Source organism: Mesorhizobium sp. WSM3873 (genome assembly GCF_001672445.1).
Lineage (GTDB): Bacteria > Pseudomonadota > Alphaproteobacteria > Rhizobiales > Rhizobiaceae > Mesorhizobium.
Map to the genome: position 1 here is coordinate 148278 of NZ_LYTM01000005.1, position 17610 is coordinate 165887.

Genomic DNA, 17610 nt, shown 5'->3' on the forward strand with positions numbered 1-17610 from the left:
AACTTGGGGACCATTGGCCGACATACCACACCCAGACGGAGAAGAATGGAACATCAGGCCGCGTCACCCATCGTCTGAGACTGCGGCTGCAAACCGTGCAGGTAGGCGACGGCGCGCTGTGCATGCGCTGCAGCTGTAAAGATCGCTCGGTGGTCCCCGTCGAGCAGCTTGAGCCACGAGGCCACGTAGCTTGCGTGATCCGGCCGCGGCTCCAGCTCAGGGACGATCCCGAGGTCCGCGCAGATCATTGCACTCCCAATTTCCACCAAAAGCTCTTCGCGTGCCCTGTCCGTGCAATCCTTGTGGTATCGGCTCAGGTCCCGATTGAGACGATCGGGAGCCGCGGTCCAGTGCAGGGTTTCGTGTGCCCTCACAGCGACGAAAGACGCCATGTCCCTGAACAGCTCCGGCCGAGGCAGCTGCACATGATCGGTGACCGGGGAGTAGAACGCCTTGTCGCCGCCATAGCGGACCACCGCGCCGGTATTGTCGAAGAAGCGATCTGCATGTTCGATGCGCTCGACGGGCCCAGCCGTGGGCTCCGTTGCTGCGTAGTAATGCGATGGCAGCTCGTCGATCTGATCCACGCAAAAGACCGTATAGGTTTTGAGATACGGAATGCCGCGCTCGACCTCGTCGCCATTGGCATCGACTTCGGTCTTGCTGAAGCTGCCGGCATACACGACCGTGGTTCCGGTTTCGCCCTTGCGGACATGGCCGCCCAGTTCGACCGATTGCTTGAATGTCATCCAGTAGGGTGAAACAAAGCCTCGCGTGACCGCTTCGGACCACAAAAGCAGCGTGTTTATACCCTGATAGGGCAGCCCGTTGTGGCGTAGCGGCCTGGTGACGCTGCCACTCGGATGACCCGCACTCCATGGCTTGACCCATGGGCGTACACCCTTTTCGAGATCGGCGACGATCTTCTCGGTGATCTTCGCGTAGATATCGGCCCGTGATCCTTTTTCTTTCCTGCTCATTTTCCTGAACCTCCATTCTGGAGGCCGCGTCCATCGCGGCCCCGTCACGGCGGTCCGTCAGCCGGGGCGATCAGGAGGCGCGGGCACCCGCAGGGCCGAAACGACTGTGGAGGACGGCGAAGCCGTTGCGTGCGGCGCCGGACCCGGCAGGAGCGACCTCCGGGACGGGGCACGAAGTGCGGACAGGCGCGAAACGCGCCAACACGGTCCGGAGCCGCGGGGCTTGCGAGCGCCGCGCGAACGGACTTAGGGACTCAATTCGTTTCGGAGGGGCTATTCCACTGGCTGCATGACAGTAGATGGGATTGGCACAGCGGTTTCCGCGCCGGCAAACATCGTCGGAGCCTCGATGACACAAGCAAATCCGGTCCAATCCCGGCGCCCTGCGGTGGTCACCTGTGGCTTGAGAATGGCGCAAGGCAAAGCGGCACGCCAAGGATAGCAGGCGGGGCTAGGTGCAACTGCAGCAGGGCCACCAAGTCGATACGGCCAGGCCGAGCGTCGGCCGGGTGAAGTTTCGAGGCGGGCCGGCCCGTGAGACAGGTCAAGATGCCTGCGGCGTGCCCTGCGGTCGGGCTCTTTTGCAAGCGTATAGACCTGCTTGCATCTTCTGCCACGTGGGAACACGATCGCGGTGCTCCATCAACAGGGGGCACGGCCCGACCTGCTCACGTTGTGTCACCCCTCCCGGATAAGCAGGCCGGGCCTCGTATGTCCGGCTCGTCCAGCCAAGCTTTCGTGACGGAAGAGCTCTGACCTGAGCGTGGCGAAGAATGGCAGCTCGCCGATAGCGCGACAGCGCCCAGGCTACTTCGACGACAAGACCTTCAGCTCGGGCGACCGCAAGATAACGCGGGTGGCATCAGGCTCTCCGCCTCTTCGAAATGGCCTGTAGCAGGTCCGCTTCGTCCGTAATCCCGTCATCGAAAGCCTGGAAAACTTCCCTGGCCAGGTATTCCCGCTGTTCCCTGTCTTTCTTGGCGAGACGGCACCCGTTGCACAGCTGATCAAATACCCGCTGGAGCATGTCCAGCTCAGCGGGCCAGTAGATACCGCGGTAGCGCGACAATGACATTGCTGCCACCCCAAACGCCGGCTGGGGAATTATAACAGGACAGGCATCATTTCGAACCAACTATCTCATCGTGTCTGGGACGTTGGATGCAGTGTGCAGTTGCGATAGCCCCAGCAGCGGACGTGCTGGCGGCCTCGGTGTCTTCTGCCTCCGTTGCGACCGAATACGCTGGCACGAGCGCTTTGCGCGCGTTATATATCTGACCAGCTGACTAGGTATGAGATTATGGGCAAGCGGACAGAACTGACGAAAGCGAAGCGGGCAGCGCCCCGCGCGGCGACAGGACGATGGAAACTCGAGGACGCGAAGGCGCGCTTCAGCGAGGTGGTGCGGCACGCCCGCGAGGAGGGGCCGCAGCGGGTGAGCGTGCGCGGCCATGATGCGGTCGTGGTGATGAGCGTCGAAGAGTTCGAGCGCTTGGCGCCTGAGAAACCCCGTCCGCCGTTCGTGCAGTTCATGGAGAGCCTGCATCTCGGCGGGCTCGATCTCGAGCGCGAGCTGGATCACGGGCGGGATGTGGAGCTGTGAGGGGCTGGCTGCTCGACACCAATGTCGTGGCCGCCCTCATCAATCCGCAGGGCGCGCCGTCTGTGAAGCGCTGGGCCGAGGGACAGGACGAGGAGACCTTCCACATCAGCGTGCTGACGCTTGCCGAATACGACAAGGGCATCCACAACCTTGCCGCCGATCACGCCGAGCGGCCGCGCTATATAGCGGCCCGCGATGCGCTGGCGGAGCGCTTCGGCAGGCGCGTCCTGTCGCTCGGGGACACGATCGTCCGGCGCTGGGGCCGGATTTCCGGCGAGGTCAAGCGCGTAAGCGGACATGCGCCGCCGGTCATCGATACAATGCTCGCTGCGAGCGCGCTCGAACACGATCTTTATCTGGTCACGCGCAACGTGAAGGACGCGCGGTCTTCCGGCGCAATCGTCTTCGATCCGTGGAATGACGATGCGCAAATGTTCCCACTCAGCCCGCTGAGTGGCAGGGAGAGATAGCGGCGGAACAAAAGACGGTCCCATCAGGAACTGGCCCCAGCTTGCGGGATGGTGGGCGAGGCTGAGGCCTCGCCCTGGCGGGCTCAGCCGAGCGCCGCCAGCTGGAGTTCGGCGGCCTTGCGGTCGACGCTCTGGCCGGGGTTTTCGATGGCACGCTCGAAGGGCTTCCAGCGCTCGCCGACGACCTGCTCGTAGGCGGCGACCGCGCCCTCCGCCGCCATGCGCAGCGCGTGGGACTGGACGCCCATGTCGGCTGCGAACTCGCGCTTGCGCTGGGCGGCGCTGTCGAAACCGACCGGACCGTCGAGATCCTCGTCGCGGGTGTCGTTGGCAGCCTTGGCGGTTGCGTCTCGGGCCTCGGTCACCGCGCGGCTGTAGAACTGGCCGGCGCCGCGCGCCGAGCCGACGAAGGCGCCGACGATCCGCTGCAGGTGGATCTGCATCGCCCTCTCGCCCAGGCCGTCATTGAGGGCCTCGGCTGTGTCGATGATGAGCCTTTCGTGAAGATCGCGGATGCCGTCGCTGTCGAGAATGGGCAGGCCGAAGCTTTCGGCAATCAGGCTGGCCTGGCTTGCGTCCGGACAACAGAGCCGGACCATTTCGAGGGTAGTGCCCTTGCGCAGCGGCACGACGCGGGCGGACTGACGGGAAGTGCGAGCGGTCTTGGTCATGGGATTTCCTTTGCTTCGGTTCCGCCGAAGGTTGTCGCCGGCTCCTTGGCCGGCGCTCCCTTCGGGCGCGGTCCAGACAAAACCGGCGGAAAGACGGGCGCTTCAGGGTCCGGGAGGGCCAGATCGAGCATGGTGGGTTTGCGTCCAAGCAGGGCTCACCAGCCCTCGCGCGGGACGCGGGCCCGCCATGTCGAGAGCGGCTCTCCCGGCCGCCCTGCGGCGCGGAACGCGGCCTTGAAGCGCACGGCCGCCGGTTTAGGACCGCACACCGAACGAAGGGAGCCCCGGCCAAGGAGCCTGACCCTCGACATGAGAACAGAAGCACAGCTTGCCGTGACACCACCGCCTCCGCTGCAGTCTGGTGGGGAATTGTGCCGGTCGCGTCACCACAAGATGAGCCGGCTTGTGCCCCGACAATTCGGCCGAGGCCGCTGCCGAACAAGGCACCTACCTCCCCTCGCGGCAGACAGGCTGATTCTCACGCCGCGCGACCATCGAGACAACCGCCATGCCGCTCGAGGAAACGGGCGATCGCAAGATCCTGTCGCGCGAGCTTTCGGGACAGCGCATCGATCTCCGGCTGGCGCTCCGCCGTGAGGGCGGCAAGATGCGACCGGTAGCGCTCGAGAAAGGCGCTCCCATCCCGATCCTTCCCTCGACGATAGCTCGACTCGCGCGACCGTAGTTTCGGCATCAGTGCCGTCATGCGTCGATTGATCTGCCGGTCGATGAGGTCGAGCTGCCGCTGGACCTGTCGGCGGGCTTCTCCTGCATGCGCAAGAGCTCGGCACGGCGGTGGGACGGTAATCTCATGATCTTCGCCTGCCCTGCCAGCCGGCAAAGCTCGACGGGCCGCCATAGACGACGTGGCGGTCAGGATCGATGACGAAGCCGAACCGGCCGATCACATACTCGTCGGCGGGGACGAGGAAGCGGCGTTCCTCGCTGCCGACGCCACGCCTGCCACCCGGCGTGGCGATGACCTCGACGAAGCTCTTTTTGTAATCCGCCCTGATTGCGGAGACCACGATCCAGTCGGCGGCGTGTTCCGCCTCGAAGGCGCGTCGATCTTTCTCGCGGGATTGGCCGGCCGCAAGCACGTTGCCGGTGATCTCTTCCCACGCATCCGGAAAGCTCTCCTTGATGATGCGTTCCGCGCTTCGACGCTCAAAGCTGGTGAAGAGATCGGGGAAGGTGAAGGCGACGATCGCCCACACTCGTCTTCTTCATAGAAACCATGCGCCGCGCAGCCGGGCGTCGACCTTGCAATTGCGTTCGGGCGAGAGATGGAACCCCCCATGGCTCGCGGTCGAATGACAGGTAACGCCGTCGGCGAAGACGGTGGCGCCCTGCGATGGCCCCCCACGGCGTTTGCGCTGTGGACCTGACCTCCTGTCGTGCAAGCGCACGCTTCTCTCGGGCGTGCTCCGCCTGCTCCAGAACTTTTGCCCGGAACGCCGCCTCGTCGGCGAGCTCGCCGCAATGACCGTAGAAATCCGAGCGCGTCCACTCGGCGAGCGGGCGGCGGATACGCCAGCCGGTCGCCAGATAGTGCCGCCCCTCGCTCGCGGGCAGCATGGCAAATGTCGTATCGACCAGGCGGGCGACGGAGACGCCGTCAGCGCTGCGGCCGAACTCCACCTCCGGAGAGCCGGAGATGGAGTTCTTGTTCGAACGTCGAGGAGTATCGGTCATCACGCGGCCCTCCCCTCGACATGGTCCGCCGCGATCTCATCCGCCGTGATCTGATCGAGCACCGCGTTCGGATAAAAGTGCCGCGTCAGCCATTCTTCGGCATCGGCGCGATTTGGGGCGAGATGGACCAACTCGGCGTCCTCGCCGCGCCGGTCGAGCACGCGGACCGCGCCCATGGCCGGCCGTTCGAGAAGCGTGAAGCGTAATCGGCTGTCCAGCGAAAACGTCCGAAGCACGCGCACCGCGACGACACCGCCCGAACCGTAATCGGCCTCGTGCAGCGTGAAGCTCGCCGGCAGGCTGATAGTGCCAACGACTGCTTCACCCTGCTTGCGGATCAGACGACCCCTGCTGTTGTTGGACTGCCATTGCGACAGCTTCTTGCGGTGCCGTTCCGGCGGCCGCGGCGTGGCGTCGGACCAGGCGATGAGCGAGCCGATTGGGGCCCGGAAGATGCGATGCGCGGACATGCAAGTCCTCCATGTGCTGATTGTCAAAACAGGACCGCCGCCGGCGTTTGCCGGCGGCGGGATGGCGATCGGAAGGAAGAATTGGGGCCGCTATTCGGCCGCTTCGCGGAAAGCGTCCTCGCGCTCAGCGCCGCCAGCATCCTCAGCCGCCTGCGGGTCCTCGGCGTGTTCGCCGGGATCGTCTTCCCCGGTGGCTGCCTTGCTTGTCAGCCAGGACGAAAGTTTTGCCCTGTCCGGTGCGAACAGGGCCGCTGGATGAACGAAGCGCCCCTCCCTGAAGTGCTCGACGAGTGCTGCGCGAGTGTCCTTGACCTTCTGGCGCGGCAGGACCGGCGTGTCCTTGCAGGATGCTTCGAGCGCCGAACGCGACAGGCAGGAGAGGAATTCCTCGCTCCCCATGTTGGCCAGAAAATCATCCGCGCCGATCGCATCGCCGGCCACGCGCGCGACAATGCCGCTGTTCGACCTGTTCTCACGGCAGGAGAGCACGTCAATCAGCAGCGACCGCACCGCGGCACGCAACTCGTCCATGTCGAACTCGAGGACGCCCTCCGGATTGAACAAGCGCGCTGCGTGTTCGCCGAGGCTTGCCGCCCCAAAATAAGAGATGTCGCGGGCGCCGGATGCGACGCTGACATTCTGGCCGGCGAAGGCCAGAACAAGCAGCGCCATCAGCGTGTCGTCCTCGATCGGGGCGCGGGCAAGCGCCTCATGCAGCGCGTCGGTGCGCAAATCGCCGATCATCTCGATGCCCTTGCGGGTGACATCCGGGCGCGACGCCGAGACGATGCCGGCGTCGTCCGCACCGTCGGTGCCGGCGCCGCTATCGCCCTTGGCCTTGGCCTTCTTGGCCTCGGGGAGACGGTAGTGCACCGACTGCACTTTGCCGTCGCGGTCGAGATACATCGCCGTGCAGTCCGACTTCGCGGGCTTGCCGTAGACCCGCTCTGCCTTCTTCGGCAGTTCCGGCTGGCCCCAACCGTTGACTTCGACGAGCATACCCTTCCTGGGCAGATTGTTCGTCATCCACTCCTGCTGGGCGCCGAGGAAAGCCTCGACGTCGGTCGTATACCGGCTATCCTCGTCGGCTGGCGCGAACAGGTCCTCGACCCAGGCGATGCCGTAGGCCTGCGCCAGGTCGTCGCCGAAGCTTGCATCGCGTGCATACATGCGGGTCTTTGTGAGGCCCTGCGCCACACTCCACCACGACACCTGCGGATCGGCCTTCGACGGCTTGTGCTTCTTCCAGACTTGCCTTTGGTCTTCAAGCGAGGCGGAAGCGATCGTGCGCAGCTGGCTTTCGTTGGGCATGTCGCCCCTGGCCATGTGGTCGAGCATGGCGGGAAGGACGTTTGCCAGCAGGCGCAGTTTTCGGATTTGGCGCAGCGGCTGCGCGAGCGCAACGCCGATTGCCTCCTCGGTCCAGCCGAGCGCGACCAGGCGTTCGATCGCCCGCCACTGGTCGACGGGATTAAGGGGTTCGAACGCGACGTTCTCGATCATCGAGCGCATGGCACCCTTGTTGCTTGCGGCTTCCTCGACCAGGACCTCGATTTCCTCGAGACCCGCGGCTATCGCCTGCTTCACCCGGCGATGGCCCGCATTGATGATATAGCCATTGCCGCCGTCGACCTCGGCCGCGACGATAGGCGGCTGCACGATGCCGACCGCCTTGATCGTGGCCAGAAGCAGCGCGTCGGCCTGCGGTGAGGACTTTGTCTGGCGCGTGCGGTCGGGGTTTTCCTTCAGCGCGCGCGGATCGACTTTGATGAGATGCATGGGATGTTCCTTTCGAGATTGAGCCGGCCGTTGGAGCCGTCTTTCCTGGTCTTCTTCCCGAAGACACCTCGGCAACCGCGGAGCGGGCGGGCCGGCGCAACTGCGGCCGAGCATCCCTGCCTGGCCGGACCAGCGGGGCTTTCAGCCCTGCGCAGGACGACGGGCCGGGATCGCGAGCGGCGCGGTTGAGCGTAAGCGGCGGCGGCCAGCCCGATCAGCGACCAGCCGTTCCTTCCTTCTTTGTTCTCCCCCCGGTACTGCCTGCAACCGCCCCGTCCGGCGGAATGCTCGCGAGCCAGGACCGCGCGCCACCTCGTCCTTTGGGGTAGCTGACCGCCTCCAGCCTGTGGGGTGGCCAGCGCGTCGGAAAGTTGGATCGGACGGTCCATCGCAGCGCAGAGGCCATTTCCCGGTTGTTGAGGGAGAGTATCTTCGCTATTCCTCGTTTCGATATTTCAAGGATTATTGAAACGTGGATGAACATCGAGCCCTGATCGTCTTTGGCGCCCTGTCGCAGGAGACGCGCCTGCGCGTTATGCGACTGCTTGTGGTGGCTGGGCCTGATGGCATTGCCGCCGGTGCGCTGGCCGAGCAGGTCGAGGTCTCACCGTCCAACGTCAGCTTCCATCTCAAGGAGTTGGAGCGCGCCGGCCTCGTCACGCAGCGGCGCGACGCGCGCTCAGTCGTCTACAGCGCCGAATACGACGCTCTGTCCGGCCTGATCCGCTTCCTGATGGAGGATTGCTGCTCAGGCCGTCCCGAAATCTGCGCACCCGCGCTCGCCGCCGCCTGCTGTCAGCCCGGCACCAGGACCCGGTAATAATCAACTCACTTCGTTCCAGGCAGCATCACATGACAGTATTCGATCTTCCGCGCCAGTTCGCCGCCGAGTTTCTCGGCACCGGCCTGCTGGTGGCGACAGTCGTCGGTTCCGGCATCATGGCCGAGACCCTGACGCATGACACGGCCCTGGCGCTGCTCGGCAACACCTTGGCGACCGGCGCCATGCTGGTCGTCCTGATCACAATCCTCGGGCCGATCTCCGGCGCCCACTTCAATCCGGCCGTCTCGCTGGTTTTCTGTCTCAATCGGTCGCTGCCTGCCCGCGATCTTCCGGCCTATTTGGTGGCCCAGGTCGCCGGCGGCATCGCCGGTACGATCGCGGCGCATCTCATGTTCGCTTTGCCGGTGCTGGAAGTCGCGACGAAGCTGCGAGCCGGGCCGGCGCAATGGTTCTCCGAGACCGTGGCGACATTCGGCCTGGTCGCGGTTATTCTTTCAGGCCTCCGCTTCGAGCAACGCGCGGTGCCATGGCTGGTCGGCCTCTACATCACCGGCGCCTACTGGTTCACCGCCTCTACATCCTTCGCCAATCAGGCCGTGGCGTTGGCGCGTTCGATTACCAACACGTTCTCCGGCATCAGACCGATCGATCTGCCGGGCTTCATCGTCGCTGAGCTGCTCGGCGCCTTGATCGCGCTGGCACTGATGGGCTGGCTGCTGCGGCCCGAGATCATTCGGCAAACCCAGCCACAGAAGGCACAGTCATGACGGTCACCATCTTTCACAATCCCGTCTGCGGCACCTCGCGCAATACGCTCGCCATGATCCGCGCCAGCGGCGAAGAGCCGGTGGTGATCGAATACCTCAAGACGCCGCCGAGCCGCGAGCGGCTGGTCTAGCTGATCGCGGCGATGGGTATCACCCCGCGCGAACTGCTGCGGGAGAAGGGCACGCCATACGCCGAGCTTGGCCTCGCCGACCGCAAATGGAGCGACGCCGAGCTGATCGATTTCATGCTTGCCCACCCGATCCTCATCAACCGGCCGATCGTCGAGACGCCGAAGGGCACAAGGCTATGCCGGCCTTCGGAGGTGGTGCTGCCGCTGCTCGATGATCCGGTGCGCGATTTCGCGAAAGAGGACGGGGAAAACACCTACACGCCGGCCTGATCGGCAGCTGCTCTGGCGTCGCGACCGGGCAGAGAGCACGACGCGCGAGGAAGATGCATGACCAGATTTGATTTTCGGGTCGAGGATCGTCATTCAACACTGGAGAGCGGCAGCTGGATTGAGGCACTATCGACAGAGCGGTATATATCGGGCTGCCACCTGTCGGTAGCTAATCAAGTTGTCCGGTTTGGTAGCACATCATTTGTCCGCTTCAGTTTTGCGTCGAAGCGGTTCACGCAGCTTGCCTGATGGGGCAAGTGTCTTGGATTGCGGCGCCGTCGGGCCTGTATCGAGCAATGCGGCGCGGCCCGTGGAAGACTGCGAGCGTGCCATCCGGGTACTGCCTGATCTTGACCGTGGCTTTGACGAAGTGATGCCGGATCGGACTTTTCGGCAGCTGCAATCGCAGGCGCGCGAAGGCGATCGTGTTGTCGCGGGCAACGACGCGCTCCTCCTCGATGCACAGGATCTGGGCCAGTTGTTGCGGATCGGCGGCGACAAAGGCGCTGTCTTCAACCGCGGCCGGCCTGGCGAAGCGGGCATTGTGAGCCGGCAGGTGGTCTGTGCGATGAAGCGATTGGCGGTCTCGATATCGGCAATTCCAGCCAGCGCCAGTTCTCTCGGCAGCCGATCCTGCAAGGTCGAGAACATTCGCTCCGAGCGCCCCCTGGCTTCAGGGGAATAGGCCGGAATATGTTCGATACCCAGCCTCTCGAGCGCCCGGCCAACCTGGGTCAGGCGGATCTTGTCGACAGCTCCGCCGGCCTTGAGCGTCACGAAATAGTGGCTGCCGCGGTCGCTGTAGAGGCTCGACGGCAATCCCTTGGCGACGAACGTCTCCAGAAGCCCCCGAAAGCTCGACGCCGTGCCTTCCTCCTCGATCAGGAAGGCCGAATAGATCGTGCTCGTCGCATCGTCCATCGTCACGATCAGATCCAGCATCGGCTCACCCGCCAGCCATCGATGCCGGCTGCCATCCTGGTGCAGGATCATCCCCTCGCACGGCTTCCTCTCCCGCTTGCGCCGGTGAGCACCGCGCCGCTTGGCCCGTTCCACCAGACCCGCCGCGTGAAGCTGCGTCTTGATGAAGGTGTAGCCCCAGCTGAAATGATGATCGCGCAGCAGGTGCTCGTGGAAATGCTTCACGTTCCAGCCAAGATAGCGATGACGATAAAGCTCCAGCATCTCCTCGATCGCTTCCGCAGGCACCCGACGCGTCGAAAGCTTGCCCAGACGCCGGTCCAGCAACCCTGCCTCCCCAGCCTCTTCATAACGGTCCCGGTAACGCCGGAATTGCCGCTCCGACATGCCCAGCAACTCGCCGGCCTCCATCATCGAAAGATCGCCGCCATTCCAGCGGCTCAAAACGTCTCGAAACTTCTGCATTCTCCGGTCCTGTAGCCATGCTGTCCGCTTCATCCCCAGCCTCCATTCGCTGGCGATAAAACCGGACAACTCATCTGCTACCTAATCCGGACAACTCGTGTGCTTACGACAGTATATCGGGCTGCCACCTTGACAAGCGCAGGCAAAAACCCTAGCTACGGGACCGTGAGGCGCAACGGATTTGTTGCCCTCTTTCCGAGACCCACGCCAAAAGCGTGGGTTTTCGTGCTTCTGGGGGGGTACGATCTGACCTACATCGCCTATCTCGATGAATTCGGCCATATCGGTCCCTATGTCGATCGCCAGGATGCAAAATACAAGGAGAGCCCGGTTTTCGGGTTGGCCGGGCTCGTGCTGCCGATGAATGAGGTGCGCGGTTTCGGCACGTGGTTCTTCCAAAGAAAATGCGAGCTTCTGGATTTTGAGATCAAGAGGGCTGGCGTCCATCCGGCGATTTGGGAGAAGAAAGGCGCAAGCCTCTACACAGTGACCAATGTCACCAAGTATCGTGAGCTTCGCAACACGACCAACCGGCTTCTGAACAAGATCGAGACGATCGGCGGCTTCGTTTTTTATGTCGGGCTTCAGAAGAACCTGCCGCCCGACAAGCACAATCCGAACTACCTCTACAACCGGGTGCTGCTGGAAGCCATCAAGCGGATCGACTCCTTCTGCGCGGAAGACTGCGATCCCAAGGGCCACTTCATCCTGGCGCTCGATGAGCACGACCAGCGCCAGAACCTCATAACCGCGGCGGCACGCAGCATGTATGGCGCCGGGGAGCCGCGAAAGCGGCTCATCGAGCCGCCATTCCAGCTGGAGAGCCACCGATACCAGACCTTGCAGGCCGCCGACTGGATTGCCGGCCTGGTTGGCCGCTTCGGCGCATATTGGTGCGACAAGGACGCCTACGCCGACTACAAGGTATTTGCCAATCATTTCGAGCACCGGCTGCACCGGGCAGCCAAACGAAGCGGTATTCGCACCAATGCCCCGAGGGCAACGCAATAAGTCAGGCGGCGACGGCATCCGCGACGACTTCGATGTCGGCCGCGAGGGCTTCTTCGACCTCGGCAAGCTGCCGGCGCTTTTCGGCCAGCTCGCCGGCGAAGGCGAATTCTCCGCCGTCGCGGGACTGGTAGGAGGCGAGACGGCGCCGGGCTTCGGCGAGACGCTGCCGATAGCGTTCCCGGTCCTGGTCGAAACTCGACAGGGCATGTTCGAGCCGGGCGACCGCGCCGAGCGGCGTTACCGTCACCGGCAGCTCGATCTCATCATCGGCTCCGGTGAGCTGGAGGACAGTGGTGTAGCGATAGCCGTCCTGCCCGAAGCGCTCGCCACAGAATTGCAGGTCGAACCCGCCGATCGAGGCGATGAGGGTCTCGCCGTCATGCCGTAGCTGAACCAGGGTGAGAATCTCCTTCATCAGTGCCCGGCCGGCCTCCTTGCGCTCGGCGTAAGACCTGTCGGTCACGCTCATGGCAAAGGCCTCACCGGCTGTCGGAACAAGCCGCTCCCTGTCCTTGCCGATTTCCACGATACGGCGCGTCGAATGCTCGATGTCGCGCTCGGCGTCGCGGATCTGCCGGCGCACGGCATGCTGGTCGTCGATATGGGCGGCGCGCAGGCGCTCGAGCCGTGCAATGTCAGCCTCGAGACCGGCCTTCTGCATCAGACGCTGATCACCAGATGCAATCGCCTTGGCCATGGCGAACTGGTTCGCCTGCCCTTCGCCCAGGTCTTCAAGCCGCCGGATGGAAGTGTCACCGGAGAGTGCTGCGGCGATGAAGCGGGCCTTGCGCTCGTTGTTCTGCCACATGGTGGCGTCGAGCGAGCCTTCCGTCGCATAGGCGAAGATCTCGACCTCGTCATGCTGGTTGCCCTGGCGGACGATGCGGCCCTCACGCTGCTCGATCTGCGAGGGGAGCCAGGGCACGTCCAGGTGATGCAGCGCTTTCAGACGAAGCTGCGCGTTGACGCCGGTGCCCATCGTCTCGGAGGATCCGATGAGGAACCGCACCTTGCCGGCGCGCACAGCGCCGAACAGCCGCTGCTTGGCTTCAGATTTCTTGAAATCCTGCATGAAGGCGATCTCTGAGGCGGGAACGCCCAGGCGGATCAGCTCGTCGCGGATCCAGCGATAGGCGGAAAACCCCCGCGTCTTTTCGACATTGATCGTGCCGAGATCGGAAAAGATCATCTGCGCGGCGCCGGCTAGCTCGTAGGGTTTGCCGTCGGGACGGACATAGGCGCTGTCCGCCGTTTCCTTCCAGATGCGGAAGGCGTTCGAGACAAGAAGATTGAGCTTGTTGTCGGGCTCGTCGTCGTTGTCGGGATCGACCAGCCGCAGATCGATCGCGGCATGGCGCCCGTCGGTGATGACCGAGAGAAGAATATCGTCGCCGGGCTCCGTCGGCCGGTCGCGCATCTCGATCGCCTTGATGCGCTCGGCGAGCACCAGCTGGTAGCGCTTGAAGGCCGGCGTGGGCTTGGCAGTCAGGATCTGGCGGCGGCCGGTCGAGACCGCGGGCACCTTGACATAGTCGCGCAGGTCCTGCGGTATCACGACATCGGCAAAGGAGCGGAACATTGCGATCAGCTCGGGGACGTTGACGAAGCTGGCGAAGCGCGTCACCGGCTTGTATTTCCCGGAGGGCTGAAGCTCCAGTTCGGTCGTCACGTCGCCGAAGGTCGAGGCCCAGGCATCGAACTCATGCAGGCCGCGTTCGGCGAGCGCGCCATGGCCGAGATAGCGCTGCACGGAAAACATCTCGCCAAGCGTGTTGGTAATCGGCGTGCCCGAAGCGAGCACGAGCGCCCTGCCCGGGTTCTTGGTCTCGATAAGCCGGGATTTCACATAGAGGTCCCAGGCGCGCTGCGAGCCATTGGGATCGACACCCTTGAGCGTCGACATGTTTGTGGCGAAGGACAATTTCCGGAATTCCTGCGCCTCGTCGACGACGATCTGGTCGACGCCGATCTCGGAGATGGTGAGAAGATCATCCTTGCGCGTGGCAAGACCTTCGAGCCGCTCCTTCAGGCCCTCCTTCAAGCGTTCCAGCCGCTTGCGCGAGACGCGGTCGTCGCTCTCGACCTTGGTGAGCAGGCTCTCGTAGAGCTCAAGCTCGTCCTGGATCATCTGCTGTTCGAAGGCGGATGGCACACCGATGAAGCGGAATGCCGAATGGGTGATGACGATCGCGTCCCAGTTGGCGGTCGCGGCGCGGGAGAGGAAGCGGTGCCGCTTGGCCAAGGAAAAGTTCGTCTCGTCGGCGACGAGGATGCGGGCACTGGGATAAAGCGCGAGAAATTCTCTCGCGGCCTGCGCCAGGCAGTGGCCGGGAACGACCAGCATGGCCTTGGCGATCAGGCCCAGGCGCTTCTGCTCCATGATCGCGGCGGCAATCGTCATCGTCTTGCCGGCGCCGACGGCGTGGGCGAGATAGGTCGAGCCGGCCGAGACGATGCGCCAGATGCCGCGCTTCTGGTGCCCATAAAGCGAAAAGGCGCCAGAGGCGCCCGGAAGCCGCAGATGGTCGCCGTTAAATCTTCGCGGGACGATGTTGTTGAAACGGTCATTGTAGGCACGCGCCAGGCGGTCGGTGCGATCGGGATCGGACCAGACCCAGTTCTGGAAAGCGGTCTTGATCTTCTGCAGCTTCTCTTTTGCCGCTTCCGTGTCGACGACATTGAGAACGCGGCGCTCGATCTGGCCGTCCCGGATGGTGTCGAATATCTGAGGGACGCGGCTGTTCAGCGCATCGGCCAGCAGTTCGCCGGCGTGGCGGCGCTCGGTGCCCCATTCCGATGTTCCGGCGGCAATCCACCCAAGCTGACGGGCCTCGACGGTCCATGAGGCAAGTTCGGGCATGTGATGGATCTTTATCTCGGCACCCATGCTCTCCTTGACGAAGGCAACGACATCGGTGGCCGGAATCCACGGCGCCCCGAGTCGCGCTGTAATGTCGGAGGGGCTGAGATCGGCGGGCTGCACCTCCCTGAGGGCCGCGACATTGCGTTGATAGCCGGGATCGAGCGATGCCGCGGCCTCGGCGGTCTTCAGCTTGTCGCGCACCGCGCCCGACAGATAGGCATCCGCTGTCTGCCAGGACCCGTTGGCCGGATCGCGGAAAATGGCGCTGCCGAGTTCGGCGACGACAGTGTCGGTATCGGAATGCAAAAGCTCGGCGATGTGATCTAGATCGACGCCGCCGCGTTCGTTGAGAACCACGGCGAGCGCGTCCACGGCCGAGCTTATGAGCGGCGGCGACGGCGGCGCGATCACGCGCTCGGTGAAGATCGGGCCGGGCCGCGCGGTGTCGGATTCGAGATCATAGTCCTCGATCGAGGCGACGAGCCAGCAATCGGGGTCATCCACAAACGGCTGCAGGTTCGGACGGCGATGCGTCTCGCGCACCTCACCGGTTTCCTCATCCTCGGTGGTCGAGACGACGGTGGTGTTGATCGGGCCGAAATCCCTGACAAAGCTTGACCAGGCGACGCGCAGGGCGACCTGCGCTTGCCGAAACGGTCGGTCGAGCTCTTGGCACCTCAGCACCGCGCGCACGGCATCGCGGATCGGGACCAGTTTCTGGATGATCCGGACATGCTTTTGCGGGATGCCGTCGCCGGCGCGGCTCTTGCGAATGCTGACCGGGACCGGCTCGCCGTCGACGACTTGCATTAGCCCATGACGGTGGTCGACGACGAAGCTGCCTTCGCGGACATGGCGGTCGGACCGCTCGCCGTCGGCCGGCGCGTCGTCGTCCTCGCCGTCGCGGTCGATCGCCTCCGGCTCGCCATCATAGAGCGATTGCGGCAGCAGCGAGATTGTGGCCGTCAGCGCTTCGTTGAGATCGCCGGCGGGGCGCGGCAGGCAGGTATAGGTCTTATCGGGACCATAGATGCCGCGGCTCAGCGCGTGGGCGCCGAGCACGAAGTCCGGATGACGCGCGAACCAGCGATTGACGCGGATGGCGCCCTCGTCTTCCGTCGCCGGCCGGATTTCCTCGAGATCGAGCCAGGCAAGGTCGCCTTCGGGGTTGCCCGCCTTGCGCTTGCGGAAGAACAGGATGTCGACCACGACGTCTGTTCCGGCATCGGCGCGAAAGCTGCCCTCGGGCAGGCGGAAGGCGGCGATCAGGTCGGCCGATTTGGCGATCTGCTTCCGGCACATGCTGTCGGCCTTGTCCAAGGTGCCGTGGCTGGTCACGAAGGCGGCGAGGCCGCCCGGCTTGAGCAATCCAAGCGCCTTGACGATGAAATAGTCGTGCAGCCGCAGGCCGAGCGATCGGTAGGCAGGGTCGGAGCGCACGGTGCGTGCCGAAAAGGGCGGGTTGCCGATGGCAAGGTCGAACGAAGCAGGGAGTTCGGTGCGGGCGAAGTCTGCGTTGACGATGCGCGCCTGCGGCTGCAGCAGCCGGGCGATGCGCGCCGTGACGGGATCGAGCTCGACTCCGGTGACGTGGCAACGGTCGTGCAGCTCGGGCGGCATCAAGGCCGCAAAGAGTCCCGTGCCAAAGCCGGGATCGAGAACACGGCCGCCGCACCAGCCAAGCCGCAGCAGGCCCGCCCAGATCGCCCGGACGATGAACGCCGGCGTAAAATGCGCATATTGCGTGCAGCGGGCGAGTGAAGCGTAGTCAGCCCCGCCGACCAAGTCTTCCAGTTGGGCTCCGATCTCCTGCCAGCCGTCGCGAAACTCGATCTCGCCGGGGCGGCGAAAGACGCCATTGGCGAGCTCGGTTGCGCCGAAGCCGGTGAACCGGATCAGCCTTTGCTGTTCCTCGCGCGTGGCCGGCCTCTGCGCGGCCTCGATCTCGGCCGAAAGCCTGATCGCCGCGATGTTGTCGCGGGCCCGCTCCTTCCAACCGCGCGCCAGATCACGCTCGCCAATGAGATGAAAGTTCGCACCCAGTTCCCGCCGGGCGCGTGCCGACGCGCGGGCGGCGGTCGCAACCGGCAGAGACGGTGCCGGCGCGGAAGGCGGTCGATCGTGGTCGCAGTTCGGGCCGGCGTCAAATCCGGACGTGAAAGCGGTCACGCCGAGGCCGAGGCCGGATGAGGTGTTGCCGAAGAGGTCGATGGTCAAGGGGTCGTCATGCGCCATTGGAAAGGCTCCTGTGCTCGAAAGGCGCGCGCGAAACTCCCGGCCGAACAGGGTCGGCTAGGCGAAACGCGGCGCCGGTTTTTGGGAAGGTCAGCGGGTGATCAGCGAGAGCGCGATTTCGGCCTCGGTGAGCGCGATGGTGAGATGTGTTGCGCGCCGATGGCGGTCAAAGAGCGGGACAAGCCGCTCGGCCTCGATGAACTCGATGCCGTCATCGGCCCCGAAATGCCGGCGCTTGTAGTCCCACCAGTCGGGATGGCCGTCCGGGTGGCATTGCTCGGAATAGACGACGAGGGGACGCGCTCCCTCGGCGAGCTTGCCGTTGGAGCATAGATAGACACCTTGGTCGCCGACCAGCCAGACGCCGGACTTCTCGCCCTCGCCGGGCCTTGTACCGTAATAGGGGTTGCGAAACCCGCCATTTTGCGCCGCATCGGCAATGCCCTGATCGATCACCTTGCGGACCGCCACAATCGGAAATGTAAACATCGTCCC

12 protein-coding genes and 3 pseudogenes are annotated in these 17610 nt (G+C 64.2%); 6 read left to right on the forward strand and 9 right to left on the reverse strand.

What is annotated here, in order from left to right; all coding sequences use genetic code 11:
* Positions 1-53: 53 nt before the first annotated feature.
* Positions 54-980: a zincin-like metallopeptidase domain-containing protein gene (locus A9K71_RS05210; RefSeq protein ID WP_066991306.1), complete on the reverse strand. Its 927-nt coding sequence runs from the start codon at positions 978-980 to the stop codon at positions 54-56.
* Between the two features lie 1300 nt (positions 981-2280).
* On the opposite strand from A9K71_RS05210, the gene A9K71_RS05220 reads away from it, so the two are divergent.
* Entirely contained in the window at positions 2281-2583 is a 303-nt protein-coding gene (locus A9K71_RS05220) for a type II toxin-antitoxin system Phd/YefM family antitoxin (protein WP_065006339.1), read from the forward strand.
* Entirely contained in the window at positions 2580-3053 is a 474-nt protein-coding gene (locus A9K71_RS05225) for a type II toxin-antitoxin system VapC family toxin (protein WP_065006340.1), read from the forward strand. The genes A9K71_RS05220 and A9K71_RS05225 overlap by 4 nt, the downstream gene beginning before the upstream one ends.
* An 83-nt stretch (positions 3054-3136) precedes the next feature.
* Here the strand turns inward: A9K71_RS05225 and A9K71_RS05230 are convergent, their stop codons facing one another.
* The 5 genes and pseudogenes from A9K71_RS05230 to A9K71_RS05245 all read right to left on the reverse strand — a co-directional run bounded on the left by A9K71_RS05230 (position 3137) and on the right by A9K71_RS05245 (position 7668).
* Entirely contained in the window at positions 3137-3724 is a 588-nt protein-coding gene (locus A9K71_RS05230; RefSeq protein WP_066991312.1) for a hypothetical protein, read from the reverse strand.
* Between the two features lie 478 nt (positions 3725-4202).
* Positions 4203-4537 (reverse strand): annotated as a pseudogene (locus A9K71_RS29855) (hypothetical protein).
* Positions 4534-5419: pseudogene (locus A9K71_RS05235) on the reverse strand (hypothetical protein). Before A9K71_RS05235 ends, A9K71_RS29855 begins: the two co-directional pseudogenes overlap by 4 nt.
* Entirely contained in the window at positions 5419-5889 is a 471-nt protein-coding gene (locus A9K71_RS05240) for a hypothetical protein (protein WP_066991315.1), read from the reverse strand. Before A9K71_RS05240 ends, A9K71_RS05235 begins: the two are co-directional and overlap by 1 nt.
* Before the next feature lie 90 nt (positions 5890-5979).
* A complete protein-coding gene (locus A9K71_RS05245; RefSeq protein ID WP_066991319.1) occupies positions 5980-7668 on the reverse strand; it encodes a ParB N-terminal domain-containing protein in 1689 nt (562 codons plus the stop codon).
* 472 nt (positions 7669-8140) lie between these two features.
* Between A9K71_RS05245 and A9K71_RS05250 the strand changes: the two genes are divergently transcribed.
* The 3 genes and pseudogenes from A9K71_RS05250 to arsC all read left to right on the forward strand — a co-directional run bounded on the left by A9K71_RS05250 (position 8141) and on the right by arsC (position 9620).
* A complete protein-coding gene (locus A9K71_RS05250; protein ID WP_066991322.1) occupies positions 8141-8488 on the forward strand; it encodes a metalloregulator ArsR/SmtB family transcription factor in 348 nt (115 codons plus the stop codon).
* A 32-nt stretch (positions 8489-8520) separates the two neighbouring features.
* On the forward strand, positions 8521-9219 hold the full coding sequence (locus A9K71_RS05255) for an MIP/aquaporin family protein (RefSeq protein ID WP_066991325.1): 699 nt from the start codon (positions 8521-8523) through the stop codon (positions 9217-9219).
* Positions 9216-9620: pseudogene (gene arsC, locus A9K71_RS05260) on the forward strand (arsenate reductase (glutaredoxin)). The gene A9K71_RS05255 and the pseudogene arsC overlap by 4 nt, the downstream one beginning before the upstream one ends.
* A gap of 198 nt (positions 9621-9818) precedes the next feature.
* Here arsC and A9K71_RS05265 read toward each other — a convergent pair.
* Positions 9819-11039 carry an ISNCY family transposase gene (locus tag A9K71_RS05265; protein WP_197504188.1) on the reverse strand — a complete coding sequence of 407 codons (1221 nt, stop codon included), beginning with the start codon at positions 11037-11039 and terminating at the stop codon, positions 9819-9821.
* 192 nt (positions 11040-11231) lie between these two features.
* On the opposite strand from A9K71_RS05265, the gene A9K71_RS05270 reads away from it, so the two are divergent.
* A complete protein-coding gene (locus tag A9K71_RS05270; protein WP_197504189.1) occupies positions 11232-12017 on the forward strand; it encodes a DUF3800 domain-containing protein in 786 nt (261 codons plus the stop codon).
* Between the two features lies 1 nt (position 12018).
* On the opposite strand, the gene A9K71_RS05275 is transcribed toward A9K71_RS05270, so the two are convergent.
* Both A9K71_RS05275 and A9K71_RS05280 read right to left on the reverse strand, forming a co-directional pair.
* Entirely contained in the window at positions 12019-17115 is a 5097-nt protein-coding gene (locus A9K71_RS05275) for an N-6 DNA methylase (RefSeq protein WP_066991328.1), read from the reverse strand.
* A gap of 90 nt (positions 17116-17205) precedes the next feature.
* Complete coding sequence (locus A9K71_RS05280; protein ID WP_066991332.1) at positions 17206-17604, reverse strand: DUF3085 domain-containing protein; 399 nt, start codon at positions 17602-17604, stop codon at positions 17206-17208.
* Positions 17605-17610 lie beyond the last annotated feature (6 nt).

Coding starts and splice junctions, on each gene's coding strand:
- A9K71_RS05210 (WP_066991306.1), bottom strand. CDS start 980: ATGAGCAGGAAAGAAAAAGGATCACGGGCCGATATCTACGCGAAGATC.
- A9K71_RS05220 (WP_065006339.1), top strand. CDS start 2,281: ATGGGCAAGCGGACAGAACTGACGAAAGCGAAGCGGGCAGCGCCCCGC.
- A9K71_RS05230 (WP_066991312.1), bottom strand. CDS start 3,724: ATGACCAAGACCGCTCGCACTTCCCGTCAGTCCGCCCGCGTCGTGCCG.
- A9K71_RS05240 (WP_066991315.1), bottom strand. CDS start 5,889: ATGTCCGCGCATCGCATCTTCCGGGCCCCAATCGGCTCGCTCATCGCC.
- A9K71_RS05245 (WP_066991319.1), bottom strand. CDS start 7,668: ATGCATCTCATCAAAGTCGATCCGCGCGCGCTGAAGGAAAACCCCGAC.
- A9K71_RS05255 (WP_066991325.1), top strand. CDS start 8,521: ATGACAGTATTCGATCTTCCGCGCCAGTTCGCCGCCGAGTTTCTCGGC.
- A9K71_RS05265 (WP_197504188.1), bottom strand. CDS start 11,039: ATGAAGCGGACAGCATGGCTACAGGACCGGAGAATGCAGAAGTTTCGA.
- A9K71_RS05275 (WP_066991328.1), bottom strand. CDS start 17,115: ATGGCGCATGACGACCCCTTGACCATCGACCTCTTCGGCAACACCTCA.
- A9K71_RS05280 (WP_066991332.1), bottom strand. CDS start 17,604: ATGTTTACATTTCCGATTGTGGCGGTCCGCAAGGTGATCGATCAGGGC.